The sequence below is a fragment of the Streptomyces sp. NPDC007157 genome (genome assembly GCF_040634235.1).
GTDB lineage: Bacteria > Actinomycetota > Actinomycetes > Streptomycetales > Streptomycetaceae > Streptomyces.
Window position 1 is genome coordinate 395,984 of record NZ_JBEYFE010000005.1, and the last position, 25,274, is coordinate 421,257.

Here is a 25,274-nt window from a genome sequence, read left to right on the forward strand (position 1 = left end):
GCAAGTTGGGGCATAAGACGCAGAAAAGCCCCCCGCTGTTCCCGGCGGAGGGCCTGTCTCCAGAGGGTCCCGTGCGGTCTCCGGAAGGCCTCGTACGGCCCTCCAGGGGGCCGCCGTACGGCTCAGAACTCGTAGTCGGCGATCACCCACGTGGCGAACTCCCGCCACTGCGCCGCGGCCGCCTGGTGGGCCGGGTGCTCCAGGTACCGCTTCAGCGCGTCCCCGTCCTCGACCGCCGAGTTGATCGCGAAGTCGTGGGCGATGGGGCGCTCGGTGATGTTCCAGCCGCACTCCCAGAAGCGCAGCTCCTCGATCTGGCCGCCGAGTGCGGAGAAGGCCGCGGCGCCCGCGACGGCCCGCGGATCGTCGCGCCCGACGCCCTCGTCGAGCTTGAAGAGGACCAGGTGGCGGATCATGGTTGCTCCCGTGGGTGGTGCGCTATTTGGCTCCGTTGACGAGCCAGGTCATGAACGTCCCGATGGCCTTGGCCGCGTCCGAAATGCCCTCGAAGCCTATCTGGACGTAATCAGCCGCTTTGGCCGGGTCTGTGATGATCACGTAGAGCGCGAAGACCACGAGCACGTACGTGGCGATCTTCTTGGCATTCACCGCCACCGCGGCCTCCCCTGTGCCTGCCTCTGCCGGCGTGTCTGCGTAGCCTGTGGACCCTGCTGCCGGCCGCGAGTGTAACCTTCGCGCCCCCCTCGGGGGCCAACGGCCCGCTGGTCGAGGCCCGTTGCCGGGTCCCGGGGCGCGAAGGGGGGCGCGCGACGGAGCTGTGCGCGGCCATGAAGCAGAAAGGGCCCCGTCTTTCGACGGGGCCCTTTTTCAGCGGTAGCGGAGGGATTTGAACCCTCGGTGACTTGCGCCACACTCGCTTTCGAGGCGAGCTCCTTCGGCCGCTCGGACACGCTACCGAGAGAGACCTTACAGCACGGGGGGCCGTGCTCCGAAATCACTATTCGGGGGCCCGGGACCGGCGCTGGGAGCGGGCCTCAGCGGTCCCGGAAGAATTCCGTGAGCAGCCCGGCGGATTCCTCGGCGAGGACGCCCTCGACGACCTCGGGACGGTGGTTCAGGCGCCGGTCGCGCACGACGTCCCAGAGCGAGCCGGCGGCACCGGCCTTCTCGTCGCGGGCGCCGTAGACGACCCGGTCCACGCGGGACTGGACCAGGGCTCCCGCGCACATGGTGCAGGGCTCCAGCGTGACCACGAGGGTGCAGCCGGTGAGCCGCCACTCCCCGAGCGCCGCGGCGGCCCGGCGCAGGGCGAGGACCTCGGCGTGTGCGGTGGGGTCGCCGGTGGCCTCGCGTTCGTTGTGACCGGTCGCGAGCACCGTCGTGCCGTCCGGGGACAGCACGACGGCGCCGACGGGGACGTCCCCGCCCCGGACGGCCCGGCCGGCCTCGTCCAGGGCGAGCCGCATCGCGGCCCGCCAGCGGTCGCGTACCGGGTCGGCGGACCCGGCTGCCTCGTGGAAGGTCAGCGGACGGTCTCCAGGACCTCGGCGGCGCCCAGCACCTCGGCGATCTCGCTGAGCGCGTCGTCGCTGAGCGACAGGAGTTCCTTCGCGCTCACGCCCAGGTCGTCGAGGATCCCGGTGTCACCGACCGGGCCGGACGGTACGGCGGACGTGTCCGTGCCCGTGTCCGTGTCCTCGTCGTCCTCGGCCTCCGGCTCACCGTCCTCGGTGCCGTCGAGGTCGAGGGCGTCCAGGTCGTCGTCTTCGTCCATGGGCTCCCTTCCGAGCAGTTCGTCCGTGAGCAGGAGCTCGCCGTACGAGCTACGGGCGGCGGCGGCTGCGTTGGAGACGAAGACCCGGGGGTCCTCCTCGCCGTCCACGCGCACGACGCCGAACCACGCGTCTTCCTGCTCGATGAAGACGAGCACCGTGTCGTCGGCGTCCGACGCCGATTCCCGGGCCAGGTCGGCCAGGTCCGACAAGGTCTCCACATCGTCGAGCTCTGTGTCGCTCGCTTCCCACCCGTCTTCGGTGCGCGCGAGCAGTGCGGCGAAGTACACCGTGACTCTCCCACTGGTCTTAGGCGTGCCGGTTGGGGGTCCCCCCGGCGGAGGTTCTGGGCGGGGAGAGCTGGGCTCCGAGCCCCACCCACTCGGAATCGTGGCAGAAACAAGGCGTTCAGGGGACGTCTTCGGCTCCCTGTGTCTGGCAGTTTTGATCGCACGTATGCAAAGAGGCATCCAGGTGCCCGTGTACGGAATCACCAGCGCACTCGTTGCCGCCACCTGCGGATCGTACGCGGGTTTTCCCGCAGCCCAAGCACGGCCTTCCCCATGACGGACCGCAACGCGCCACAAGCAGTGGATCTTTGCCGAAGGATCGGCTTTACGGCTCTTACCGCCCCTACGGTTCTACCGACTCCTACCAGCGGAACGTCCGCATACGCATGGCGTGTCGCAGCCGGGCGGTTTTGACGCGGCGGGGCTGGACCCGGTCGCGCAGCGCCCTGGCCTCGGCGAGGTCGCGCAGGAACCGGGCCCGGCGGCGCCGCCGCTCGGCCTCGGTCTCGCCCTCCGGCGCGCCGTACGCGCGGTCGGGCGGTTCAGGCAGCTCAGGCAGATCAGACACGGTTGCACCACCCCAGGTCCGGTCATTCCCACTTTCCCCCGGACGGGGGGTTTGATGCCAGCGCGGACCCGCGCGAGGTGTACGCGGACGCGGTTACTGTTATGGGCATGCGTCTCCACGTCGTCGACCACCCTCTGGTCGCCCACAAGCTCACCACCCTGCGCGACCAGCGCACCGACTCCGCGACGTTCCGGCGGCTCGCCGACGAACTGGTCACCCTGCTCGCCTACGAGGCGACGCGGGACGTGCGGACCGAGGCCGTCGACGTCCAGACCCCGGTCTCGCCCACGACCGGCGTCAAGCTCGCCCGTCCGCGCCCGCTGGTGGTGCCGATCCTGCGGGCCGGGCTCGGCATGCTGGACGGCATGGTCCGGCTGCTGCCGACCGCCGAGGTGGGCTTCCTGGGCATGATCCGCAACGAGGAGACGCTCCAGGCGTCCACGTACGCCTCGCGGATGCCGGAGGACCTCTCCGGGCGTCAGGTGTACGTCCTGGACCCGATGCTGGCCACCGGCGGCACGCTGGTCGCGGCGATCCGTGAGCTCATCAGGAGGGGCGCGGACGACGTGACGGCGGTGGTCCTGCTGGCCGCGCCGGAGGGCGTCGAGGTCATGGAGCGGGAGCTGGCGGGGACGCCGGTCACGGTCGTCACGGCGGCCGTCGACGACCACCTCAACGAACACGGCTACATCGTCCCGGGCCTGGGCGACGCGGGCGACCGCCTGTACGGGGCGGCCGAGTAGGGGCGCCTGCCTCGGTGCCCCGGGGTGCGGGTGCGTCGGCGGTCGCGGGTTCGTGGCGGGCCGGTCGCACGGTTCCCCGCGCCCCCGACGGGGCGCGTGCGTCTCTTCGGCCGTGGGTCTGTGGCGACCGGTCGCGAGGGGTTCCCCGCGGGTCTGTGGCGACCGGTTGCGAGGGGTTCGCCGCGTCTCTTCGGGACGGCGGCGCTCCCTGTTCCCTGCTCGGCTCGCCTCTCAGCAGCCCTTCTTCGAGGTCGATGCCTTCGGCTCGGGGTTGGAGAGGGCCGTGATGGCCTTCGCCGCCGTCGCCTGGGGGGTGAGGGTCTTGAACGTGTTGCCCAGGATCAGGTCCACGGCGGCGCCCTTGCGGCCCGCCTCGGTGCGCTGGTCCGGTGCCGTGAGCTGTGTGGCCAGCACCGGCAGGGACGTGTGCAGGGCCGAGGCCGGTCCGAGCAGTACCGCCGTGCCCTTGACCTTCGCGTCGAACTTCGCCGGCGCGTTGCCGACGTCGCCGATCTTGAAGCCACGCTTCTTCAGTTCGTCCGCGGTGTCCTTGGCCAGGCCCGTACGCGTCGTGGCGTTGTAGACGTTCACCGTGATCTGGGCCGGTCTCGGCAGCGCCGCAGCCGACGCGCCGGCCGCCGGACCCGTGCTCGCCGCGGCCTGCTTCACGCACGCGGTGCCACCGGCCGCCGCCGCCTCTTTGTCGCCGCCCGTGAAGACGTCGATGAGCTGCAGGGTGCCCCAGCCGACGAGGCCGAGCGCGGTGACGGAGGCGACCATGGAGAGGACGAGCCGGGCACGCCGCCGGCGCGGGCGCATGCGAGGGTATTTGTCCCCAGTGATCCGGTACTGGCCGCCCATGCCGGGGGGAGTCAGCATGCTCATGAGCGCAGCGTAGTGCGCCACGAGTGCGTTGACTAATAGATGATCATCCGACGTCGCACGGTCCAACCCGAAAGGGGCAACCGGCGGGAAACGGCGGGGGGCGGGCGGGTGTCGGCCGTGTCGGTCGACACGGCCGGGTCAGCCCAGTTCGAGCACGCGCGCGTGCAGCACCTGACGCTGCTGGAGGGCTGCGCGGACCGCACGGTGCAGCCCGTCCTCCAGGTACAGGTCGCCCTGCCACTTCACGACATGCGCGAAGAGGTCGCCGTAGAACGTCGAGTCCTCGGCGAGGAGGGTCTCCAGGTCGAGTTGCCCCTTGGTCGTCACGAGCTGATCGAGGCGGACCGGGCGCGGTGCGACGTCCGCCCACTGCCGGGTGCTCTCCCGGCCGTGGTCGGGGTACGGCCGGCCGTTTCCGATGCGCTTGAAGATCACACGGAAAGCCTACCGGTCCTGACGTTCCGGGCGCAGCCATGGCGACCGAGTGCGACGCTGGAAAAGACGCCGTAAAGGTCACCAAAAAGGCGAAACGGGAACAGGGGTCCGATGATGAGTGCCGGTGAAGCCGCCCCAACCGGCGACGCGCCCTCGCCTCCACCCCCGGCCGCGGCCGCGATCGCCGCCGGGTACGGCTTCACCGGGCAGGCCCTGGACCTCGGTGCCCTCCTCTGGGACGGTCGGTGCCGTCCCGACGCCCCGATCCGCATCCCGCTCCCCATGCTCAACCGGCACGGCCTGGTCGCCGGCGCCACCGGCACCGGCAAGACCAAGACGCTCCAGCTGATCGCCGAGCAGCTCTCGGCGCAGGGCGTCCCGGTGTTCCTGGCGGACGTCAAGGGCGACCTGTCCGGCATCGCCCGCCCCGGGCGGCGCGACGAGAGGGTCCTGGAGCGGGCGGGTGAAGTGGGACAGGAGTGGACGGCGACCGGCTTCCCCGCCGAGTTCCTCGCACTCGGCGGCCTCGGCCACGGCGTCCCGGTCCGCGCCACGATCACCAGCTTCGGCCCGGTGCTGCTCTCGAAGGTGCTCCAGCTGAACCAGACCCAGGAACAGTCCCTCGGCCTGGTCTTCCACTACGCCGACACCAAGGGACTGGAGCTGATCGACCTCAAGGACCTGCGCGCGGTGGTCGCCTTCCTCACCTCCGACGAGGGCCGGCCCGAGCTGAAGGACATCGGAGGGCTGTCGACGGCCACGGCCGGGGTGATCCTGCGTTCGCTGACCGCATTCGAGGCGCAGGGCATGGCGGACTTCTTCGGCGAGCCGGAGTTCGACACGGCCGACCTCCTGCGTACGGCGCCGGACGGCCGGGGCGTGGTCTCGGTCCTGGAACTCCCCGCCGTCCAGGACAAGCCGCTCCTGTTCTCCACCTTCCTGATGTGGCTGCTGGCCGACCTCTTCCACGACCTTCCCGAGATCGGCGACGCCGACAAGCCGAAGCTGGTCTTCTTCTTCGACGAGGCGCACCTGCTGTTCAACGACGCCTCGAAGGCGTTCCTGGAGTCGATCACCCAGACCGTGCGCCTGATTCGCTCGAAAGGGGTCGGCGTCTTCTTCGTCACGCAGACCCCGAAGGACGTACCGTCCGACGTCCTGGCCCAGCTCGGCAACCGCGTCCAGCACGCGCTCCGCGCCTTCACCCCCGAGGACCAGAAGGCGCTGCGGGCGACCGTGCAGACCTTCCCGAAGTCGTCGTACGACCTCGAAGAGCTGCTCACCGGCCTCGGCACCGGCGAGGCCGTGGTCACCGTGCTCAGCGAGAGGGGCGCCCCGACGCCGGTCGCGGCGACCCGGCTGCGGGCCCCGGAGTCCCTGATGGCCCCGGTCGACGCGGCGGAACTCGACGAGGCGGTACGGGCGTCCGACCTCCACGGACGTTATGCACAGGCTGTGGACCGGGAGTCGGCGTACGAGAGGCTGCGGCGGACCCCGGCCGCCGCGCCGAAGGCCGCGCCCGCGCCCCGCGACGAGAAACCCCCACTCAAAGAGGAACCCTCGCTCGTCGAACAAGTGGTCGGCAGCGGGATGTTCAGGTCCCTCGCCCGCTCCGTGGGCACCCAACTCGGCCGCGAGATCACCCGGTCACTGTTCGGTACGGCGCGCCGGCGCAGGTGAGCCGGGTGAGCCGGGTGGGCCGGTGGGCCGGGCGCCCCGCACGGGCCGCCCGGCTGCCGACCGGCCGATCTCAACCGCGTTTCTGCTCCTGAGGCAGTGGCCTCGGCGGCTGCACCAACTTCGCCTCCGGCTTCGGCGCGCTGCGGACGGCCTCCGCGCGCAGCAGGGCGCGCAGGACCGCGTACGGGTCTGAGGACATGGCTGTGTTCCTTGCGTAGTACTGACTGACCTGGGGGAGTGCGGGACCTGTCGGTCGGTCAGCAGCGCAGGACCACGGTGCGCAGCAGGGGCGTGGCGTACGGCGGACGCGGTGCGGTCGCGCACGGGCGGTGGCGGTCCGCCGGGTCGGCGGGCGCCGCGTCGGGGAGCGGCGCGCGGCGCTGGGGTACGTCGGCGCGGTGCACGGCGCGGGCGGGGAGCCGCAGCGGGGTGTCGAGGACGTCGTACTCGGCGGTCTCCGCCGAGGCGGCCGGGGTGGTCGCGGCGAGGGCCTCGGCCGCCGTCGGGGCGCCGGGCAGCAGCAGGGCGAGCAGCAGCACGAGCGCCCGCAGCCAGGTGTGTCCTGGCTGCGGGCGCCACGAGTTGGAACCGCTGCTCATGGCGGTCATCTCCCCACGCGGCGGACGGTGTTCATCACACCCGGCACGAGATCCGCTCGCCCGGCGTACCGGCGGGGCGCGAGGTCGACGCCGCTCACAGGGCCTGCGGGATGTGCTTGGCCCGGCTGCGGATGCCGAACGAGGAGATGATCTCCACGATGCCGACGACCACCAGCCAGATGCCGGCGACCAGCGTCAGCACGGCGACCGACTCGAACGGCGAGACGATCAGCACGATGCCGGCGATGAAGGTGACGATCCCGAGGAAGACCATCCAGCCGCGGGCGGGCATCCCGGGGTCGTGCACGGCGGCGATCGTCTGGGTGATCCCGCGGATCAGCCAGCCGATCCCGATCCACAGGGCGAGCAGCAGGATCGACTCCAGCGGGCCGCGGAAGCAGAACAGGCCCAGCAGGATCGACAGCGCGCCGCTGATGAAGGCCAGCACGCGCAGCGAGGTCGTCTTGTGCGTGCCGAACGCGGCGACCAGCTGGAAGACGCCGCTGATCAGCAGGTAGATGCCGAAGAGCACACCGGCGGCGAGCAGCGAGGCGCCCGGCCAGACGAGGACCAGGATGCCCAGGATCAGGGAGGCGATCCCGGTGACCAGTACGGTCTGCCAGGCCGCCTTCGAGAGGGCGTGCAGGGGCCCCTCGAAGGGCGGTTCGGGCTCATGCCGGTAGGCGGGCGTGGGCGCGGGCGCGGAGACTGACGCGGATGCAGATGCGGACGCCGGAACCGAGGCCGGGGCCGTGGCCGGGGCGGTGTGAGCCGTGCGGTCGTCGTCGGCGGGGCCGGTGCTGGGAGGCTCGCTCATGCCTCCAGCTGAAACCGGCGGGAGCGGCCCTGCCAGCAGGGCGGGGCTGATCGAGTGACAGCGCCCTCACTGGGCCGGCTGCTTTTCCCGTTTTCCCGGCCGCTTTCTCCGGGTGCTTTTCCCGCTGCTTGCTTGCCATGCTTGCGCAGCCTTGGCCGCGGTCCGCCGCCCACTTCTCCGGGCTGCTTCTTCGGGCTGCTTCTCCGGGCTCCGACCCCCGGCTGTTTACTTCTCCCCGGCCTTCGCCGCCTTCGCCGCCGCCTTCATCTCCTGCTTGTGTGCCCGCACCTTCGCGAGTGACTCGGGTCCCGTGATGTCGGCCACCGACCGGAACGACTCCGCCTCCCCGTACGCACCCGCCGCCTCCCGCCACCCCTTCGGCCGTACCCCCAGCTGCTTGCCCAGCAGGGCGAGGAAGATCTGCGCCTTCTGCTTGCCGAAACCGGGCAGTTCCTGGAGCCGCTTCAGCAGTTCCGCGCCACTGTCGACGTCGCGCCAGATGCCCTCGGCGTCACCGTCGTAGTGGTCGACGAGGTACTGACACAGCTGCTGGATCCTCTTGGCCATGGAGCCGGGGTAGCGGTGCACCGCCGGCTTCTCGGAGAGCAACGCGGCGAAGGCCTCGGGGTCCTGGGCGGCGATCTCGTGCGCGTCCAGGTCGTCCGTCCCCATCCGCCGGGCGATGGTCGCCGGCCCCTTGAACGCCCACTCCATCGGGACCTGCTGGTCGAGCAGCATGCCGGTGAGCGCGGCGAGTCTGCTGCGGCTGAGGAGTCCGTCGGCCTCGGGGTCCTGGGCGAGATGCAGAGTCGTGGCGTCGGCCCCGGTGTCGGGCCTGGCGTTGGCGTTGGCGTCCATGGCTCGATGATCCCGCGCGGGCATCCGCCCCGCGCGCCCGCGGTGGGGCGGCCTCCGCCGCTCCCGCATCCCTCGCGTACGATTCCCCCACGATTCAACTTAGGCAAGGCTAACCTTAGGCAAGAGGTGTCGCAGGGTGACCATCAAGACGTACCGAGACCCCTGGGGCATCCCGCACCTGCGGGCGCCCGACGCCCGTGAACTCGCCCGTGCGCAGGGCCGGGTGACCGCCCACGACCGGGCCTGGCAGCTGGAGGTCGAACGGCACCGGGCCCAGGGCACGTCGGCGTCCTTCCTCGGCTCCCCGGCCGTCGCCTGGGACGTGTTCGCCCGCCGGGCCCGCCTGGCGGATACCGCGAGACGCTGTTTCGAGGCGCTGGAGAGACAGGACCCGGAGACGGCGGAGTGGGTGCGCGCGTACGTGGCCGGGGTGAACGAGGGCCTGGCGAGCGGAGCCGCCCGCACGCCCGAGTTCGCCCGCACCGGCCTCGCCCCCGGCGTCTGGGAGCCCTGGCATCCCCTCGGCGTCTGGCTGGCCACCCACATCCTGTTCGCCGGCTTCCCGGCCAAGCTGTGGCGCGAGGAGGCGATACGGCACCTGGGGGAGGACGCGGTCCCCTTGTTCGCCACGGACGGGCCGGGCACCTTCGGCAGCAACGGCTGGCTGCTCGCGGGCCCCCGCACGACCACCGGCCAGGCACTGCTCGCCGGCGACCCGCACCGCTTCATCGAGGCACCCGGCGTCTACCAGCAGATCCGCCTCTCCTGCCCGGAGTTCGACGTGATCGGCCTGGCCGTCCCCGGGGTCCCCGGCATCGCCCACTTCGCCCACACGGGCACGGTCGCCTGGTCCATCACCAACGCGATGGCCGACTACCAGGACCTCTACCGCGAACGCCTGCGCTTCACGGAGACCGACGTGGAGGCCCTGAGTCCGGACGGGACCTGGCACCGGGCCGAACGGCACACGGAGACGGTGGAGGTGGCAGGAGAGCCACCGGTGCGCATCGAGCTGCTCGAGACCGAACGCGGCCCACTGATCAGCCCACCCACACCCACCCCACCCCCCGCTCCGACAGCCACCGACGGCGGTCAACAGGGGCCACCCGCACCCGCGCCCGACGACGGATCCCGCATCCGGCCCGGGTCACCCGCGCCCGACGACGGATCCCGCATCCGGCCCGGGTCACCCGCACCCGACGACGGATCCCGCATCCGGCCCGGGTCACCCGCACCCGACGACGGATCCCGCATCCGGCCCGGGGCTCCCGCGCCCGCCGCCGGTGGTCAGCCCCCGCAGGGGCCACCCGCACCCGACTGCGAAAGCCGCACGGGTGGTGCGGCTGGGGAGACATACGCCGATGGCGAAGCCGAGGCGTTGGCGTTGCGCTACCCGCCCCGCGTCACCGCCGACCTCGGCTTCAGCGCCCTCCTCCCCCTCCTCCGGGCCCGCCGCGTCGCCGACGTCGACCGTGCCCTCGACGCCTGGACCGAGCCCGTCAACGTCGTGCACGCCGCCGACACCGACGGAGGCCTCCTGCACCGCGTCGCCGGCCGCGTCCCCGTCCGCTCCCACACCAACCGCACCCGCGTCGCCCCGGCCTGGCTCCCCGGCCACGCCTGGCAGGGCTGGCACGAGATGCCGTACGGCGACCTCACCGACGGCGTGGCCGTGATGGCGAACCAGCGTGGCCCGGCCGCCCCTCTCGGCGTCGAGTTCGCCCCGCCCCACCGCGCCGACCGCATCCGCGCCCTCCTCGACGAGCGCCGCACCTGGTCCGCCGCCGACCTGCCCGCGATCCACACCGACACCCACCTCGCGTCCGCCGCCCCCCTCCTCGACCACCTGGCCGCCCTCGACGGCCTCACCCCCGGGGCCGCCGGACTCCGCGACCGGCTCCTCGCCTGGGACCGCCGGATGGACGCCGACAGCACCGGCGCCGCCGCCTACGCGGCCGTACGCACCGCGGTCGTACGACACCTCGCCGCCCACCCCGCCTTCGCCGCCCTCGCCGAACCCCCCGCCCACCCCGAGGTCCTGCTCCCCTGGCTGGCCCTCACCCCCCGCATCGCCTTCGCCCTGGAACACCTTCTGAGGGCGGAGGAGCTGTACGGCATCGACCGTCCCGCCGTCGTCCGTACGGCAGTCGAGGAGGTCGCCGCCGGCGGATCCGCCGGTACCGACACCGGCACCTGGGGCGACACCCACCGCCTCGCCCCCTGGCAGGCGCTGCCCGAGCCGTCGTACGACGGACCGGCCCTGTCCGGTGACCACGACTGCGTGCTGTGCACCTCGGCCGTTCCCGGTCTCACCGACCTCTCCGCGCGCGGCCCGGCCGCCCGGTACGTCTGGGACCTGGCGGACCGCGACAACAGCCTCTGGGTGGTGCCGCTCGGCGCCGACGGCGTCCCCGGCGCGCCGCACCACACCGACCAACTCGCCTTGTGGCTCAAGGGCGATCTGGCCCCGGTCAGTACCGACTGGGACCGACTGGAACTCGTAGAGGAAACCGATGTCTGAGCAACTGATCTCCGAGCAACTGATCTCCGAGCGGCAGAACGCCCCCGTCACCGCCCCCGTCTCCGCCCAAGTCCCCGTCTCCGACTCAGTCTCCGGCTCCGGCTCCGTCTCGGAACACCCCGTCGACGGCTTCGGCACCGTCTGTCTGCGTCCCCTCGACCCCGAGCGGGACGCGGACGTCGTCCACACCTGGGTCAGCGAGGAACGCGCCGCGTTCTGGGGCATGACCGGCCTCACCCGCGCCGAGGTCACCGAGATCTACGCCCATATGGCCACCCTCGACACCCACCACGCCTACCTCGCCGAGAGGGACGGCACCCCGGTCGCGCTCCTCCAGACGTACGAGCCGGAGGCCGATCGCGTGAGCGAGTGCTACGACGTCCGCCCCGGAGACATCGGTATGCACGTCCTCCTCGCCCCGGCCGGACCGGAAGGCCCCCGCCCCGGCTGGACGGACGTCCTCCTCTCCGCCTTCACGGAGTTCGCCCTGCACACCCTCGACCGCCACCGCATCGTCGTCGACCCGGACGTCCGCAACGTGAAGGCGATCGCCCGCTTCACCCGACAGGGCTTCACGCCCGGCCCGGCCGTCGTGCTCCCCGAGATCGACCTCCCCGACGTCCACCTGCCCGAAAAGCACGCTCAACTGGCTTTTCTCACCCGGTCGGTAGCCTTCCCGGACGCGCTCCCCGACGCTGACCCCCGATGACCTGATCGCCCACTACGGCCGGGGGTGCGCCGATGGCAGGAGGCGGTGCCGACGGGTCGCCCGGGCCGCCCCGAGGGCGTGGCGGACGCGGTGGTCTTCCTGGCCTCCCCGCCGGCGTCGTGGATCACCGGCCACGACCTGGTGGTGGACGGAGGGGTGTCCGCCCGGCCGACGCGGTGACGGCGCCCTTCAGCACAATGAGTGCTGCACGCCCCCCATCCGTATGACCCATGAACGCCTGCTTCCGAACTCAGGACGGTGACGTGAGCGAAGAACACGGCCGGCGGTGCACGACAACCCCCCACAAGGCGGCCCCACGCGGAACGTTGCGCACCCTCGCCCTCCTCGGCACCCTCCTCACCGCGCTCTTTCTCGCGTCGGCCGCCCCCGCCTCCGCGCACGCGGCCCTGCGCGGCAGCGACCCCGCCGACGGCGCCGTACTGAAGTCGTCGCCCGGGTCCGTCACCCTGACCTTCACCGAGTCCGTCGGACTGCTCGACGACTCGTTCCGGGTGTACGACCCCACCAACCACCGGGTGACCACCGGCGACCCCGAACACGGCCCCGCCGGCTCGGACACCGCCCGGATCACCTTCCCGAAGGAGCTCGGCACCGGCACGTTCACCGTGGCGTGGCGGGTCGTGTCGGCGGACAGCCACCCCGTCTCCGGTGCCCTCACCTTCTCCGTGGGCAAACCGTCGGCGACCACGGCGGCCGTCCCCACCGGCCCGGTCGAGAACCCGGCCACCGGCAGCCTCTACAACATCGGCCGCTATGTCGCGTACCTCGCCGTGGCTCTGCTGATAGGCACCGTCGCCTTCATAGCCGTCTGCCGTCCGCCGGACGCGGCCCCGCTGCGCAAACCGATCCGGACGGCCTGGTGGGCCCTGCTGGCCGCCACCCTCTTCCTCTTCGTCCTCCGCTCCCCGTACGAGGAGGGCACCTCCCCGGCGACGGCCTTCGACCTCTCCGCGCTCGCCAGGACCGCGACGGGCCGCCCGGGCCTGGTCCTGCTGGCGAGGGTCGCCCTCCTGGCGGTCACGGCAGGCCTGTACGCCTTCTTCCGCCGCGGGCGTGCGGACCGGCTCCGCCCGTCGTCCCGCCCGTTCCTGGTCACAGCCGCCGTACTCGCCGTCGCCCTGGCCCTCACCTGGGCGACGGCCGAACACGCCTCGGCCGGTATCCAGGTGCCCCTGGCGATGACGTCCTCCGTGCTGCACCTCCTGGCGATGTCGCTCTGGCTGGGCGGCCTCACGGCCCTCCTCACCACCCTCTACCGGGCCACCGCCACCCCCCTCCCGGCCGTCGTCGTCACCCGCTTCTCCCGGGTGGCCTTCGCCTCGGTGACGGTCCTCGTGGTCACCGGCGTGTACCAGTCCTGGCGCGGCCTGGGCTCCTGGCAGGCGCTCACCGACACGACGTACGGCCGTCTCCTGCTCGTGAAACTCGGTGCCGTGACCCTGCTGCTGGCGGCGGCCTCCCAGTCCCGCCGCTGGACCGCGAAGCCGGCGAGCGTCCCGGCCGCGGCCGCGGCGACGACCCGCGACCGCGTCCCGCAGACTGTCGGCGCACCGCTCACGGAGACCCCACCGGCCGCGGCGGAGCCGGCCCCCACGCCGGACCACCGGGCCCTGCGCCGTTCGGTCCTCGCCGAAGTCGCCATCGGCGTCGCCGTCCTGGTCATCACCACGATCCTGACCGGCACGCTGCCCGGCCGCGCGGCCGCCGAGGCGGCCGAGTCGGGCACGGGAACGGCAGCGGCCGGCGGCATCCCGGCGGCCTCCGTCGCGATGGTCCCCTTCGACGTCGGCACCCCGAACGGCCACGGCAAGGTGCAGATCACCCTGGACCCGGGCCGGGTCGGCGACAACTCCGTACAGGCGGTCGTCTTCGGCCCCGACAACGGAATCTCCGCCGTCCCCGAACTCCGCCTCTCCTTCACCCTCACCGCCCAGAAGATCGGCCCCCTCCCCGCCGACCTCACCGACCGGGGCGGCTACTGGGCCACCGACTCCGTCAACCTCCCCATCGCGGGCGAGTGGACGATGAACCTGACGGTCCGGGTGTCGGACCTGGACCAGGTGACGGTGGCGAAGAAGATCCGAATCACCGGGTGACCGAGACAGACGCGGGCCACGAGTGCGGCGGCTGCTCCACGAGGTCGTCGAGGGGCACATGGTGAAGCGGGACGTCCTCGCGGTCGCGGCCTGGGCGGAGTCGGTCGTCACCAAGGAGAGCGCCCCTGGTTGGTACTCCGCAGAAGCCGACTGAGACGGACGACGTCGAAGGGCCCCACCACGAACGGTGGGGCCCTTCGGCATCCGGAACTGCAGTCACAGGAGTGCAGCCATTGCTCACGCCCTGCGCCAGGCGCTGAGCAGTTCCTCGGGGCCGTACACCGCTTGAAGGCCGGAACAACCGACCCCGCTTCGGGAGACCGCGACGAGCGGTACGGGCTCGTCGGTGATCGCCGCCCGGTGCTTCTGCAGTGCGGCCAGGTCGTGGCTGTCGAACGCGGAGTTCTCCAGCCACTTGACCGAGCCGAGGAAGAGCAACTGTTTGGCCACCGGCTGCCGGTCGGCGCCCACCAGGTCGATTTCGACGTCGTTGCTGCGGGTCCAGTACCCGCCGATCGCTGGGGCCGCGGGTAGGAGCCCGTCCGGCAGGAGGCGGGCGAGGGATTCCCGGACGAGGGGTTCGATTCCACGGCCCCGCCAGCTCGTCCACTGTTCCTTGATCCGGCTCAGGGTGAGATCTCCCCGCATCCGCTCGATCTCCGCCATGTGTGGATCCAGAAACGCGAGCCAGAACCGGAGGTAGGGGTCGGCCACGCGGTAGCGGCGTTCCTTCGACGGCCTCAATGAGAGCGGCAGCTCGGCTGCCACCACCCGTTTCTCGGTCAGGACGTCCGTGGCTCGGGTGAGAGTGGTGTGGGCGATGCCGCCGGCCGCGCGCGCGATGTTGGTGAAGGTCCGCTCCCCGCTTCCGATGGCCCGCAGAACCTCCCTGCTCATCGCCTGCGGTGGAAACTCCGCGGCCAGTGAGCGCTCGGCGGAGACCAGCAGCGCAGAGATCGGGTTGTCCAGCGAGTCGCGGAGGAACTCCCAGATGTCGGCTCCGGCCTGCCACTCCGCGCAGATCAGCGGAAGACCGCCCGTGATCAGGGCGGCGTCGAACGCGGCTGCCGGCGACAGGTCGAGCATCTCGCCGATGTCGGCCGGGTTCAGCGGCCCCACGACCATTTCCCGGCCCCGCTGATGGAAGGGGCGGTCGTAGCTGTTCAGCGCCTCCATCATGGAGAGGTCGGATCCGACCAGGAGGAGGAGTACCGGCTTGCGGCTGAGCAGGCGGTCCCACGCCCGCTGGAGCATGCCCTCGAAGGCGTCGATGCGGTCCATGAGATAGGGAACTTCGTCGATGACGATCACGCTCGGGCTGTCGTCGGGAAGGATCTCCGCGAGCAGCCTGAACGCCGCGTTCCACTGTCCCGGCGCCTCCTCCGTGAACAGTTCCCGTTCCGGGAGTGTGGACCTGGCGACGGCGTCGAGCAGTTCCGTCAGCTCGTCCTCCGCGGTGCCGCCCGCCGCGGTGAAGAAGAGGTATGGCATCTCGGTACGCCGGAGGAACTCCTCGACGAGGCTGGACTTGCCGACCCGCCGCCTTCCCCGCATGAGGACGCACTGCCCCGGTTTCGCCGACCCGACGGCAGAGCGAACCGCTTGCAGGGCGTTGCCGAGCACGCTCAGTTCGCGATCCCGCCCGATGAAACGACGCACACAAGCCTCCCGACGGCAATAGTCTCTCCAGAGATACTATTGCCGTCGATACTATCCTGCCCCAGTTGGGCATGAGGCTCATGACGCCTTGGGTGCGAGAGAGGGTGACAGATGGTTCGCGTACCCGGCGTCGATCGATGCCCGTTGCGGAAGGCATCCGATGTCGAACGGGGTCGGCTTCCGATGCGCGCCCGCTACCCGCACGTGACCGGGACCACGCTCCGAAAGGTCGCGCCGCAAGTTGGCGATGCGCTCTGGGAGCTCCCGGAAACGAACTGAGACGGAAAGTGAGACGGACAACGTCGAAGGGCCCCACCGCAAGCGGTGGGGCCCTTCGACATCGTGCCCGGTGAGGCACTGGCGGAGGATACGAGATTCGAACTCGTGAGGGGTTGCCCCCAACACGCTTTCCAAGCGTGCGCCCTAGGCCTCTAGGCGAATCCTCCGCTCGGAACATTACATGACCGAGAGGAGTGCTCGCGAACTCGTTCCCACCCCCTGACGTCGGGTACTCTGTGCAGAGCCCCTCACGCGGCGCTATCTGACTGAACTCCCCCAGGGCCGGAAGGCAGCAAGGGTAGGTTGGCTCTGGCGGGTGCGTGGGGGGCGCTTGCGTTTGCCGGCGGGGCTGGTTGTCAGTGGGCGCCTATAACCTCGTATGCGTGTCGTCTCTCGCGCTGTACCGCCGCTATCGCCCGGAGTCGTTCGCCGAGGTCATCGGGCAGGAGCATGTCACCGGCCCGTTGCAGCAGGCGCTGCGGAACAACCGGGTCAATCACGCGTACCTGTTCAGCGGGCCGCGTGGGTGCGGGAAGACGACCAGCGCACGGATCCTCGCCCGCTGCCTGAACTGCGAGAAGGGGCCGACGCCGACCCCCTGCGGCGAGTGCCGGTCATGCCAGGACCTCGCCCGCAACGGGCCCGGATCCATCGACGTCATCGAGATCGACGCGGCCTCTCACGGTGGTGTGGACGACGCCCGTGAGCTGCGCGAGAAGGCGTTCTTCGGGCCCGCGGGCAGCCGCTACAAGATCTACATCATCGACGAGGCCCACATGGTCACGTCGGCCGGCTTCAACGCGCTGCTCAAGGTCGTCGAGGAGCCCCCGGAGCATCTGAAGTTCATCTTCGCCACCACGGAGCCCGAGAAGGTCATCGGGACCATCCGGTCGCGGACCCATCACTATCCCTTCCGGCTGGTGCCGCCGGGCACGCTGCGGGACTACCTCGGCGAGGTGTGCGGCCAGGAGAACATCCCCGTCGAGGAGGGCGTGCTGCCCCTCGTCGTCCGCGCCGGCGCCGGTTCCGTGCGTGACTCGATGTCCGTCATGGACCAGCTGCTCGCCGGAGCGGGAGCGGAGGGTGTGACCTATGCCATGGCCACCTCCCTGCTCGGCTACACCGACGGGTCCCTGCTCGACTCCGTCGTCGGGGCCTTCGCGACCGGGGACGGCGCCGCCGCCTTCGAGGTCGTCGACCGCATCATCGAGGGCGGCAACGACCCGCGCCGCTTCGTCGCCGACCTGCTGGAGCGGCTGCGGGACCTGGTGATCCTCGCCGCCGTCCCGGACGCCGCGGAGAAGGGGCTGTTCGACGCCCCCGCCGACGTTCTGGAACGTATGCAGGCCCAGGCCGGCACGTTCGGCGCCGCCGAGCTCAGCCGCGCCGCCGACCTCGTCAACGAGGGCCTGACCGAGATGCGCGGCGCCACCTCCCCCCGCCTCCAGCTGGAGCTGATCTGCGCGCGCGTGCTGCTGCCGGCCGCCTACGGCGACGAGCGGTCCGTGATGGCCCGCCTGGACCGGCTGGAGCGGGGCGTCAACTTCTCGGGCGGGGGCGGTGCGCCCGCGATGGGGTACGTCCCCGGACCCGAGGCACACCTGGCGGCGGCTCCGGCCCCGGTTTCCCCGGCTTCGGCCGCGGTTCCCCCGGCTCCGGTCCCGCAGGGTGGCGGGCCCGCGGCGGCCCGTGCGGCGGTACGAGGGGGAGCGGCACCCGAGCCGGCACCCGCGCCGGCCCCCGCACCTGCGCCGGTACAGGCATCCGCGCCGGTACAGGCACCCGCACCGGTACAGACCCCGGCCCCGGCCGCCCCTCAGCCGCCCGCCCCCACGCCGACCGCCCCGCCGGCTCCTCCTGCCGCCACGCCCGGTGCCTGGCCGACTGCTGCCCCCGCGGGTGGCGGCGCCGCCCGGCGTCCCGGCGGCTGGCCCACGGCCACCGCCACGGGTACGGCCACAGGCGCCCCGGCGGCCGGCCCGGCGCCGGCTGCCCAAGCCTCCGCCCCCGCCGCCCCCGCCCCCGTCTCCGCCCCCACCGGCGGCCCGGACCCCCGTGCCCTCTGGCCGAACATCCTGGAAGCGGTCAAGAACCGCCGCCGCTTCACCTGGATCCTGCTCAGCCAGAACGCCCAGGTGGTCGGTTTCGACGGCACCACCCTGCAGCTCGGCTTCGTCAACGCCGGCGCCCGCGACAACTTCGCGAGCAGCGGCAGCGAGGACGTGCTGCGGCAGGCGCTGACCGAGCAGTTCGGCGTGCAGTGGCGGATCGAGGCCGTCGTCGACCCGACGGGCGGCGGCGGCTCGGCCCCGGCCGGCCCCGGGTACGGCGGCGGACAGCCCGGCGGCGGTTACGGCGGCGCACCCGCGCCGTCGTCCGGGTACGGCGGCTCCGCCCCGGCGGCCCCGGCCCGCCCGGCGTCGTCCCAGCCCGGGCCGCCCACGGCCACACCCCAGGGTTCCCCCGCGTCCGCCTCGAGGACAGCGGCTGCCACTCCGCCGCCCGCGGCCTCCGAGCCGCCCCCGGTGTCCCCCGAGGACGACATCCCCGAGGAGGACGACCCCGACCTCGACGAGTCGGCCCTCTCCGGCCATGAACTGATCGTGCGGGAGCTGGGGGCGACGGTGGTGGACGAGTTCCAGAACGAGTGACGTGGGGGTGAGCGCGGGGGCGTCGCGACCGTGGGCCGTCGTGGGCCGTCGTGGGCCGGTCGTGGGCCGGTCGTGGGCCGGTCGCGCGGTTCCCCGCGCCCCTGGGTTTCTCGGCGCATCCGGCGTTGGAGAGCGACGGCGCCCAGCCGCATGAATCAGCCCGTCCGGCTGCTTGAGGGCGAGGCCGTCCAGGCTGAAGCGGGGTTTTCTGGGGCGGCAGCCCCCCAAGGGCGAGCGTTTCGACAGACGGCCACCCCTCAGCTGAGCCCCCTTGGAGGATCCTCCAGTCGGTGCATCCGGCTACGCTGGCCCCCGTGAAGGTCCTCGTCATCGGCAGCGGCGCCCGCGAACACGCCCTGTGCCGCTCTCTGTCCCTCGATTCCGACGTCACCGCGCTGTACTGCGCCCCCGGCAACGCCGGTATCGGCGAGGTCGCCGAGCTGCACCGGGTCGACGCCCTGGACGGTGCTGCCGTCACCGCCCTGGCCCAGGAGCTCGGCGCCGAGCTCGTCGTCGTGGGCCCGGAGGCCCCGCTCGTCGCGGGGGTCGCCGACGCCGTGCGCGAGGCGGGTGTCCCGGTCTTCGGCCCCTCCGGGGAGGCCGCGCAGATCGAAGGGTCCAAGGCGTTCGCCAAGGCCGTGATGGCCGCGGCCGGAGTGCCCACCGCCCGTTCGTACGTTTGCACAGACGCCGACGAGGTCGCCGAGGCCCTCGACGCCTTCGGGGCGCCGTACGTCGTGAAGGACGACGGACTCGCCGCCGGCAAGGGCGTCGTCGTCACCGACGACCTGGCCGCCGCCACGGCGCACGCCGCCGAGTGCGACCGCGTCGTCATCGAGGAGTTCCTCGACGGCCCCGAGGTCTCCCTCTTCGCGATCACCGACGGTGTGACGGTCCTCCCGCTGCAGCCCGCCCAGGACTTCAAGCGCGCCCTGGACGGGGACCAGGGGCCGAACACCGGCGGCATGGGGGCCTACTCCCCGCTGCCCTGGGCCGACCCCAAGCTGGTCGACGAGGTCATGGAGACCGTTCTCCAGCCGACCGTCGACGAGATGCGGCGGCGCGGCACCCCGTTCTCCGGTCTCCTCTACGCCGGCCTCGCGATCACCTCGCGCGGTGTCCGGGTCATCGAGTTCAACGCCCGCTTCGGCGACCCCGAGACCCAGGTGGTCCTCGCCCGCCTGAAGACCCCGCTGGCCGGCGTCCTGCTCGCCGCCGCGAACGGCACCCTCGACGACCTCCCGCCGCTGCGCTGGCGTGACGACGCCGCGGTCACCGTGGTGGTCGCCTCCCACAACTACCCGGGCACCCCGCGTACCGGTGACCCCATCACCGGTCTCGACACGGTGGCCGCCGAGGACGCCCCGCACGCCTATGTCCTGCACGCGGGGACGAAGCGGGACGGCGACGCGGTGGTCAGCGCCGGTGGCCGCGTTCTCTCCGTGACCGCGACCGGTCAGGATCTGACCCAGGCGCGCGAGCGGGCGTATGCGGCCGTGGCGCGGATCGGGCTCGACGGCTCCCAGCACCGTACGGACATCGCGGCGAAGGCGGCGGCCGAGGCGGTCGAGACGGCCGAGGCCTGAGCGCCCTCCCAGCGTGCTCGAAGCTGCACCACTCCTGTTCAGGCCCCGGATCCCGAAAATCCGGGGCCTGATCGTTGCTGTCTGTCGATCACCTCTGACCAAAGCCATTCCATCGAGTGACCGATGCCCCAACCGGCTGACGGGGGCCGAGGCCCCAACTAGGGTGCGGCGCAAGCGTTCCGGCACTTGGCCCACCGGCATTGCGATGTCAGTGGCGGGTGCCACAGTGGGGGAGTGAGCAACAGCCAGGACGGCACCAGGACAGCAGGGAGGGGGTGAGGTCCGGACGTGACCAGTACCGGTATCGGTGTGGAGGCGGGAGCGCAGGCAGCGCGTACCCGGGCCCTCGCCGTGCTGCGCATCCGCGGCCGGGCCCTGGCCGTGGCGCTGCTGCCCGCGGCGGCCACGGTGATCCTGCTGTCCGGCGGTTCCACCGGTCACTTCGTGGGCCGGGGCTGGGACACGGCCCGCTGGGTCGTCGGCGTGCTCGCCGTCGTCGTCCTGCTGGCCGCCGCCGGTATCGCCCTGGTCGTGGCCCGCGCCCGGCCGGCCGTGAGCCCGACGGTCCCGATCCCCGAGAACTCCGCCCCGGACCTCTACCGGATGGTGCGCGACCTCGCCGACCGCCTCGACGTCCCGGTGCCCTCCGCCATAGCGCTCACCCCGGACTGCGACAGCTGGCTGGAGGACCGCACCCATCCGGCGCACGGGCCGCCCGCGGCCAAGGGCGGCGACGAGCTCGGCAACCCGGGCCCGCACCGCCGTGTCCCGGCCGCCCCCGTGCTCGTCATCGGCTCCCCGTTCCTGTGGTGGATGCGCGTCGGCGAGCTGCGTGCGGTCCTCGCCCCGGTCGTCGCCGGTACCGGACCCTCGGCGCAACCGGACATAGCCGCCGCCCGCCGCTTCGTGCGCGGGCTGGACGCGGCGGTCGCCGTCTCCTCCACGACCGGCCGATGTCCGGCCACCCGCCTGGTCTGCGCGGGCCTCGGCTGGGTGGCCCGGGTGCTGCTGCGAGGCTGCCGGGAGCACGCGGCGCTGATGGAGCGCGGGGTCGCGGCCGCGGCCGCCGAGCGCGCCCAGGCCGTGGACTACGGACTGCGGATCGTCGCCCAGGAGCAGGTCGGCCTCGCCTACGCCGGCTGGGACCGCCTTCTCACCCGGGTCGCGCTGCCCGCCTGGCGGATGGGCCGCTGGCCGTCCCGGCTGGACGCGGGCGTGGTCGCGGCGCTCACCGAGCTGTCCCGGCGCGACCGGCTGGCCGAGGGCTTCGCCTCCCGGCTCGGTGAGCGGCCCGCCTGCGACCTGCTGGAGGAGCCGGGCCTGGTGGACGAGGCCGCCTCGCTGCTCGCCGCCCGCCTCTTCCACGGCGGCCCCGCCGAGCCGGGCCCGGACTGGTCGCCGGTGGCCTGGCAGGAGTATCCGGACGAGGTCGTCGACCGCACCTGGCGCACCGAGGCGGCCCGGCTGCACCGCGTCCTGGACTCCCTCGGTGTCCGCGCCACCCTCGACCCCGCCGCTCCCGACCCCGGCGGCCCCACCCTGGCCCGGGTCATGGACCACCTGACCGACCCGGCCGCCCACCGCAGGCCCAAGGAGCTCCCGGCCTACGACGAGGACGCCGAGGAAGCCACCGGTACCGAGCGCGGTGCTGCCCTGGCCGCCGGCCTCACCGCGGCCCTCGCCCGCGAGGAGGCCGCCGTGGTCCCCCCGGACCCCGGCGCGCCCGCAGCCGCCGGGCAGGGCCCCGACAGCGCGCTCTGGGACGACTGCGCGCTGCCCCTCTTCCCCCTCCAGCCCCCGCGCACCGCCCGCGAACTGCTCGCCGACCACGTCCGCGCGATGGTGTGCTGCGCGGCCGTGGACACCGCCGGAGCCACTCCCGGCCTGGACTGGCTCGACGGCCCGTCCCTGCTGGTCGACGGCGAGCGGGCCGCCGACCTGACGCCCAGAGTCCTCAGCCTCGTCGAGGAAGGAGACCCGGCCCCGCTGCGGGCCTGGCTGGTCGAGTCCGGGATACGTCCCGAGAAGCCCGTACGGCTGGTCTGACCTCGGCGTTTCGACGCTTTAGCGGAGTGAACTGTTCCACTTCAGGCAAATTCGCAACGAACCGTGACCGTACGCGTGCGTTATGTGATGTGCTGGGACCGTTCGGTGGGAATGGCAAGCGCATCCGACATAAGACAGACGCCACAGTCGCAGCGCAGGCAGCACTTCGACCGAGACCGAAACCACGCACGGACCAGGCACGAACCACGCACGAACCAGGCTCGACCAGAACAGAACAAGCTCGGCCACGAGCAACCGCGTCACCGCGTCACCGCGTCACTGCACCACCGCTTCACCGCACAGCGACTCGTATCAGCACACTTCACGGGGGCATGAGGGAGGGGAGCCACCATGGCATCGGACCACATCCGCCGCTGGGAGTCGGGAGCACTCGCGCACGCCGTCACGGACCCCTTCGGCCTGGGTCCCGTCCCCTGGCTGCGTGGCAGCGAGACCTATTTCGACGACACCGGTCATGTCGTCCCCTGGTACGTCGACCCGAGCCGGGCGCAGCCCACCGGCGAGAACCCGCGGATCCCCGCACCCCGCAGTGCGGTCGGCCCCCGCTCGGCGGACGACGTGCACCGGCAGATCAAAGGTTTCACCTCGACCGGCGCGGTCTCCCCGGGCGAGGCCGTGGACTTCCACATCACCGTCGACCCGCCGCAGGAATTCAGCGTCGACATCTACCGCATCGGCCACTACGGCGGCGACGGCGCCGCCAAGATCACCACCAGCCCGCGGCTGTCCGGCATCGTGCAGCCGCCGCCGCTGGCCGCCGACCGTACGGTCTCCTGCCACCACTGGTGGCTGTCCTGGCGGTTGCAGGTCCCCTCGTACTGGAGCAACGGCGCGTACGTCGCCGTGCTCACCACGGCCGACGGCTACCGCTCCCACGTGCCCTTCACGATCCGCGACAACCATCCGGCCGACCTGCTCCTGCTGCTGCCGGACATCACCTGGCAGGCCTACAACCTCTACCCCGAGGACGGCCGCAGCGGCGCCAGCCTCTACCACGCCTGGGACGAGCGGGGCCGGCTGCTCGGTGAGGCCGACGCGGCGACCACCGTCTCCTTCGACCGGCCGTACGCGGGCGCGGGCCTGCCCCTGCACGTCGGCCACGCCTACGACTTCATCCGCTGGGCCGAGCGCTACGGCTACGACCTCGCCTACGCCGACGCCCGCGACCTGCACGCCGGCCGCGTCGACCCGGCCCGCTACCGGGGCCTGGTCTTCCCGGGCCACGACGAGTACTGGTCCCCGCGGATGCGCCGCACGGTCGACCTGGCCCGGGACAGCGGCACCTCGCTGGTCTTCCTCTCCGCCAACACCATGTACTGGCAGGTGGAGTTGGGGCCGTCCCCGTCCGGGGTCGCGGACCGCCTGCTCACCTGCCGAAAACGCAAGGGCCCGGGCAAACCCGTGCTCTGGCGCGAGATCGACCGGCCCGAGCAGCAGACGGTCGGCATCCAGTACGCGGGCCGGGTGCCCGAGCCGCGTCCCCTGATCGTGCGCAACGCGGGTCACTGGCTCTGGGAGGCCACCGGAGCGCAGGAGGGCGACGAACTGCCGGGCCTGGTGGCCGGGGAGGCCGACCGCTACTTCCCGCGCACCACGCTGCCCGAGCACGAGGAGCGCATCCTGCTGGCGCACTCCCCCTACACCGACAGCGACGGCGCTCTGCGCCACCAGGAGACCTCCCTCTACCGCGCCCCTTCCGGCGCCCTGGTCTTCGCCTCCGGGACCTTCGCCTGGTCGCCGGCCCTGGACCGGCCCGGCCATGTCGACCCCCGTGTCCAGCGCGCCACCGCCAACCTCCTGGACCGCATCTGCAAACGGGACTGACCCCGTGTCCGACGGCAACCCGGCATACGGGAGAATCGGGGGCACCTGTACAGAACCACGGGGAGGAACCGTGTCCGGATTCGTCGAAAAGCCCGAGCCCGTCGAGGTGCCGGGCCTGGTGCATCTGCACACCGGCAAGGTGCGCGAGCTGTACCAGAACGCGGCCGGGGACCTCGTGATGGTCGCCAGCGATCGCATCTCCGCGTACGACTGGGTGCTGCCGACCGAGATCCCCGACAAGGGCCGGGTGCTCACCCAGCTCTCCCTGTGGTGGTTCGACAAGCTCGCCGACCTCGCCCCCAACCACGTCATCAGCACCGAGCTGCCCGAGGGCGCCCCCGCCGACTGGGCGGGCCGCACCCTGGTCTGCAAGTCGCTGAAGATGCTCCCGGTCGAGTGCGTGGCCCGCGGCTACCTCACCGGCTCGGGCCTGGCCGAGTACCAGGAGTCCCGTACGGTCTGCGGCCTCGCCCTGCCCGAGGGCCTGGTCGACGGCTCCGAGCTGCCCGCCCCGATCTTCACCCCGGCCACCAAGGCCGAGGTCGGCGAGCACGACGAGAACGTGTCGTACGAGGAGGTCGCCCGGCAGGTCGGTGCCGAGACGGCCGCCCAGCTGCGCCAGGCCACCCTCGCGGTGTACGGGCGGGCCCGGGACATCGCCCGCGACCGGGGCATCGTGCTGGCCGACACCAAGTTCGAGTTCGGCCTGGAGCGGGGCGCCGACGGCGACCTCTCCCTGGTCCTCGCCGACGAGGTCCTCACCCCGGACTCCTCCCGCTTCTGGCCGGCCGACGAGTGGGAGCCGGGCCGGGCCCAGCCGTCGTTCGACAAGCAGTTCGTGCGCGACTGGCTGACCTCGGCCGAGTCCGGCTGGGACCGAAAGAGCGAGCAGCCCCCGCCGGCGCTGCCGCAGCGAGTGGTCGAGGCGACCCGGGCGAAGTACATCGAGGCGTACGAGCGGCTGACCGGCCAGAGCTGGAGCTGACCGCACAAAGAGCCGCACGGAGAGCCGCACGAAGAGCCGCACGAAGAGCTGCACAAACGGTCACACAATGAGTCGTACGAAGGGTCGTACAAAGGCCGTACAAAGGACCGCGTAAAGGCGAGGGGGCCCTGCACCGCAGGGTCCACGCGAAAGGCCCCCGGTGGAAACCGGGGGCCTTTTTCGGAGCGGACGACGAGGCTCGAACTCGCGACCTCAACCTTGGCAAGGTTGCGCTCTACCAACTGAGCTACGTCCGCATGCGCCGTGG

General features: G+C 72.1%; 23 protein-coding genes, 3 tRNA genes, 1 other RNA gene and 1 pseudogene. 13 read left to right on the forward strand and 15 right to left on the reverse strand.

From position 1 onward, the window contains the following. Positions 1–122: 122 nt before the first annotated feature. The 6 genes from ABZ642_RS11985 to ABZ642_RS12010 form a co-directional block, all read right to left on the reverse strand. Entirely contained in the window at positions 123–416 is a 294-nt protein-coding gene (locus tag ABZ642_RS11985; protein WP_360481091.1) for a Dabb family protein, read from the reverse strand. Between the two features lie 22 nt (positions 417–438). After that, complete coding sequence (locus tag ABZ642_RS11990; protein ID WP_360481094.1) at positions 439–615, reverse strand: hypothetical protein; 177 nt, start codon at positions 613–615, stop codon at positions 439–441. Positions 616–832: 217 nt separating this feature from the next. Then, positions 833–917, reverse strand: a tRNA-Ser gene (locus ABZ642_RS11995). Between the two features lie 78 nt (positions 918–995). Next, positions 996–1,427, reverse strand: a complete 432-nt coding sequence (gene tadA / locus ABZ642_RS12000; RefSeq protein WP_360481097.1) for a tRNA adenosine(34) deaminase TadA — start codon at positions 1,425–1,427, stop codon at positions 996–998. A gap of 56 nt (positions 1,428–1,483) precedes the next feature. Beyond that, the gene (locus ABZ642_RS12005; RefSeq protein WP_360481100.1) at positions 1,484–2,023 is read right to left on the reverse strand and encodes a hypothetical protein; all 540 of its coding nucleotides are present in this window, start codon (positions 2,021–2,023) and stop codon (positions 1,484–1,486) included. A 361-nt stretch (positions 2,024–2,384) separates the two neighbouring features. After that, entirely contained in the window at positions 2,385–2,582 is a 198-nt protein-coding gene (locus ABZ642_RS12010) for a hypothetical protein (RefSeq protein ID WP_360481335.1), read from the reverse strand. Positions 2,583–2,698: 116 nt separating this feature from the next. Here ABZ642_RS12010 and upp point away from each other — a divergent pair, with 116 nt between their 5' ends. Continuing rightward, entirely contained in the window at positions 2,699–3,334 is a 636-nt protein-coding gene (upp, locus tag ABZ642_RS12015) for a uracil phosphoribosyltransferase (protein ID WP_360481103.1), read from the forward strand. A gap of 231 nt (positions 3,335–3,565) precedes the next feature. Here the strand turns inward: upp and ABZ642_RS12020 are convergent, their stop codons facing one another. Both ABZ642_RS12020 and ABZ642_RS12025 read right to left on the reverse strand, forming a co-directional pair. Beyond that, positions 3,566–4,219, reverse strand: coding sequence for a LytR C-terminal domain-containing protein (locus ABZ642_RS12020; RefSeq protein WP_360481106.1), 654 nt, complete (start codon positions 4,217–4,219; stop codon positions 3,566–3,568). A 138-nt stretch (positions 4,220–4,357) separates the two neighbouring features. Then, on the reverse strand, positions 4,358–4,654 hold the full coding sequence (locus ABZ642_RS12025; protein WP_003955420.1) for a type II toxin-antitoxin system VapB family antitoxin: 297 nt from the start codon (positions 4,652–4,654) through the stop codon (positions 4,358–4,360). Between the two features lie 114 nt (positions 4,655–4,768). Here ABZ642_RS12025 and ABZ642_RS12030 point away from each other — a divergent pair, with 114 nt between their 5' ends. After that, on the forward strand, positions 4,769–6,334 hold the full coding sequence (locus ABZ642_RS12030) for a helicase HerA-like domain-containing protein (RefSeq protein ID WP_360481109.1): 1,566 nt from the start codon (positions 4,769–4,771) through the stop codon (positions 6,332–6,334). 70 nt (positions 6,335–6,404) lie between these two features. Here ABZ642_RS12030 and ABZ642_RS12035 read toward each other — a convergent pair whose 3' ends face one another. From ABZ642_RS12035 to ABZ642_RS12050, 4 genes are all read right to left on the reverse strand, one after another. Continuing rightward, positions 6,405–6,533, reverse strand: a complete 129-nt coding sequence (locus ABZ642_RS12035; RefSeq protein WP_360481112.1) for a hypothetical protein — start codon at positions 6,531–6,533, stop codon at positions 6,405–6,407. A gap of 58 nt (positions 6,534–6,591) precedes the next feature. Beyond that, on the reverse strand, positions 6,592–6,933 hold the full coding sequence (locus tag ABZ642_RS12040; RefSeq protein WP_360481115.1) for a hypothetical protein: 342 nt from the start codon (positions 6,931–6,933) through the stop codon (positions 6,592–6,594). Positions 6,934–7,027: 94 nt separating this feature from the next. Next, entirely contained in the window at positions 7,028–7,750 is a 723-nt protein-coding gene (locus tag ABZ642_RS12045; protein WP_360481118.1) for an HdeD family acid-resistance protein, read from the reverse strand. Positions 7,751–7,975: 225 nt separating this feature from the next. Further along, complete coding sequence (locus tag ABZ642_RS12050) at positions 7,976–8,608, reverse strand: HhH-GPD-type base excision DNA repair protein (RefSeq protein ID WP_360481121.1); 633 nt, start codon at positions 8,606–8,608, stop codon at positions 7,976–7,978. A gap of 136 nt (positions 8,609–8,744) precedes the next feature. On the opposite strand from ABZ642_RS12050, the gene ABZ642_RS12055 reads away from it, so the two are divergent. The 5 genes and pseudogenes from ABZ642_RS12055 to ABZ642_RS12075 all read left to right on the forward strand — a co-directional run bounded on the left by ABZ642_RS12055 (position 8,745) and on the right by ABZ642_RS12075 (position 14,109). Further along, positions 8,745–11,129: a penicillin acylase family protein gene (locus tag ABZ642_RS12055; RefSeq protein ID WP_360481124.1), complete on the forward strand. Its 2,385-nt coding sequence runs from the start codon at positions 8,745–8,747 to the stop codon at positions 11,127–11,129. After that, positions 11,122–11,838, forward strand: a complete 717-nt coding sequence (locus ABZ642_RS12060; RefSeq protein WP_360481127.1) for a GNAT family N-acetyltransferase — start codon at positions 11,122–11,124, stop codon at positions 11,836–11,838. Before ABZ642_RS12055 ends, ABZ642_RS12060 begins: the two co-directional genes overlap by 8 nt. 21 nt (positions 11,839–11,859) lie before the next feature. Further along, a pseudogene (locus tag ABZ642_RS12065) lies at positions 11,860–12,018 on the forward strand (SDR family oxidoreductase); the annotation flags it as partial. 146 nt (positions 12,019–12,164) lie between these two features. After that, complete coding sequence (locus ABZ642_RS12070; RefSeq protein WP_360481338.1) at positions 12,165–13,955, forward strand: copper resistance protein CopC; 1,791 nt, start codon at positions 12,165–12,167, stop codon at positions 13,953–13,955. Between the two features lie 22 nt (positions 13,956–13,977). Further along, the gene (locus tag ABZ642_RS12075; RefSeq protein WP_360481130.1) at positions 13,978–14,109 is read left to right on the forward strand and encodes a hypothetical protein; all 132 of its coding nucleotides are present in this window, start codon (positions 13,978–13,980) and stop codon (positions 14,107–14,109) included. Between the two features lie 83 nt (positions 14,110–14,192). Here the strand turns inward: ABZ642_RS12075 and ABZ642_RS12080 are convergent, their stop codons facing one another. After that, on the reverse strand, positions 14,193–15,614 hold the full coding sequence (locus tag ABZ642_RS12080; RefSeq protein ID WP_360481133.1) for an ATP-binding protein: 1,422 nt from the start codon (positions 15,612–15,614) through the stop codon (positions 14,193–14,195). A 358-nt stretch (positions 15,615–15,972) separates the two neighbouring features. Next, positions 15,973–16,060, reverse strand: a tRNA-Ser gene (locus tag ABZ642_RS12085). A 72-nt stretch (positions 16,061–16,132) separates the two neighbouring features. On the opposite strand from ABZ642_RS12085, the gene ffs reads away from it, so the two are divergent. From ffs to ABZ642_RS12115, 6 genes are all read left to right on the forward strand, one after another. Beyond that, positions 16,133–16,231: signal recognition particle sRNA small type (gene ffs / locus ABZ642_RS12090), an RNA gene on the forward strand. Between the two features lie 45 nt (positions 16,232–16,276). Continuing rightward, complete coding sequence (locus ABZ642_RS12095; RefSeq protein WP_360481136.1) at positions 16,277–18,544, forward strand: DNA polymerase III subunit gamma and tau; 2,268 nt, start codon at positions 16,277–16,279, stop codon at positions 18,542–18,544. Between the two features lie 314 nt (positions 18,545–18,858). Further along, on the forward strand, positions 18,859–20,130 hold the full coding sequence (purD, locus tag ABZ642_RS12100; protein ID WP_360481139.1) for a phosphoribosylamine--glycine ligase: 1,272 nt from the start codon (positions 18,859–18,861) through the stop codon (positions 20,128–20,130). 288 nt (positions 20,131–20,418) lie between these two features. Beyond that, positions 20,419–22,176, forward strand: a complete 1,758-nt coding sequence (locus ABZ642_RS12105; protein WP_360481141.1) for a hypothetical protein — start codon at positions 20,419–20,421, stop codon at positions 22,174–22,176. 351 nt (positions 22,177–22,527) lie between these two features. After that, the gene (locus ABZ642_RS12110) at positions 22,528–24,021 is read left to right on the forward strand and encodes a N,N-dimethylformamidase beta subunit family domain-containing protein (RefSeq protein WP_360481144.1); all 1,494 of its coding nucleotides are present in this window, start codon (positions 22,528–22,530) and stop codon (positions 24,019–24,021) included. 70 nt (positions 24,022–24,091) lie between these two features. Next, positions 24,092–25,006, forward strand: coding sequence for a phosphoribosylaminoimidazolesuccinocarboxamide synthase (locus ABZ642_RS12115; protein ID WP_360481147.1), 915 nt, complete (start codon positions 24,092–24,094; stop codon positions 25,004–25,006). 184 nt (positions 25,007–25,190) lie between these two features. On the opposite strand, the gene ABZ642_RS12120 is transcribed toward ABZ642_RS12115, so the two are convergent. Then, positions 25,191–25,263, reverse strand: a tRNA-Gly gene (locus ABZ642_RS12120). Positions 25,264–25,274 lie beyond the last annotated feature (11 nt).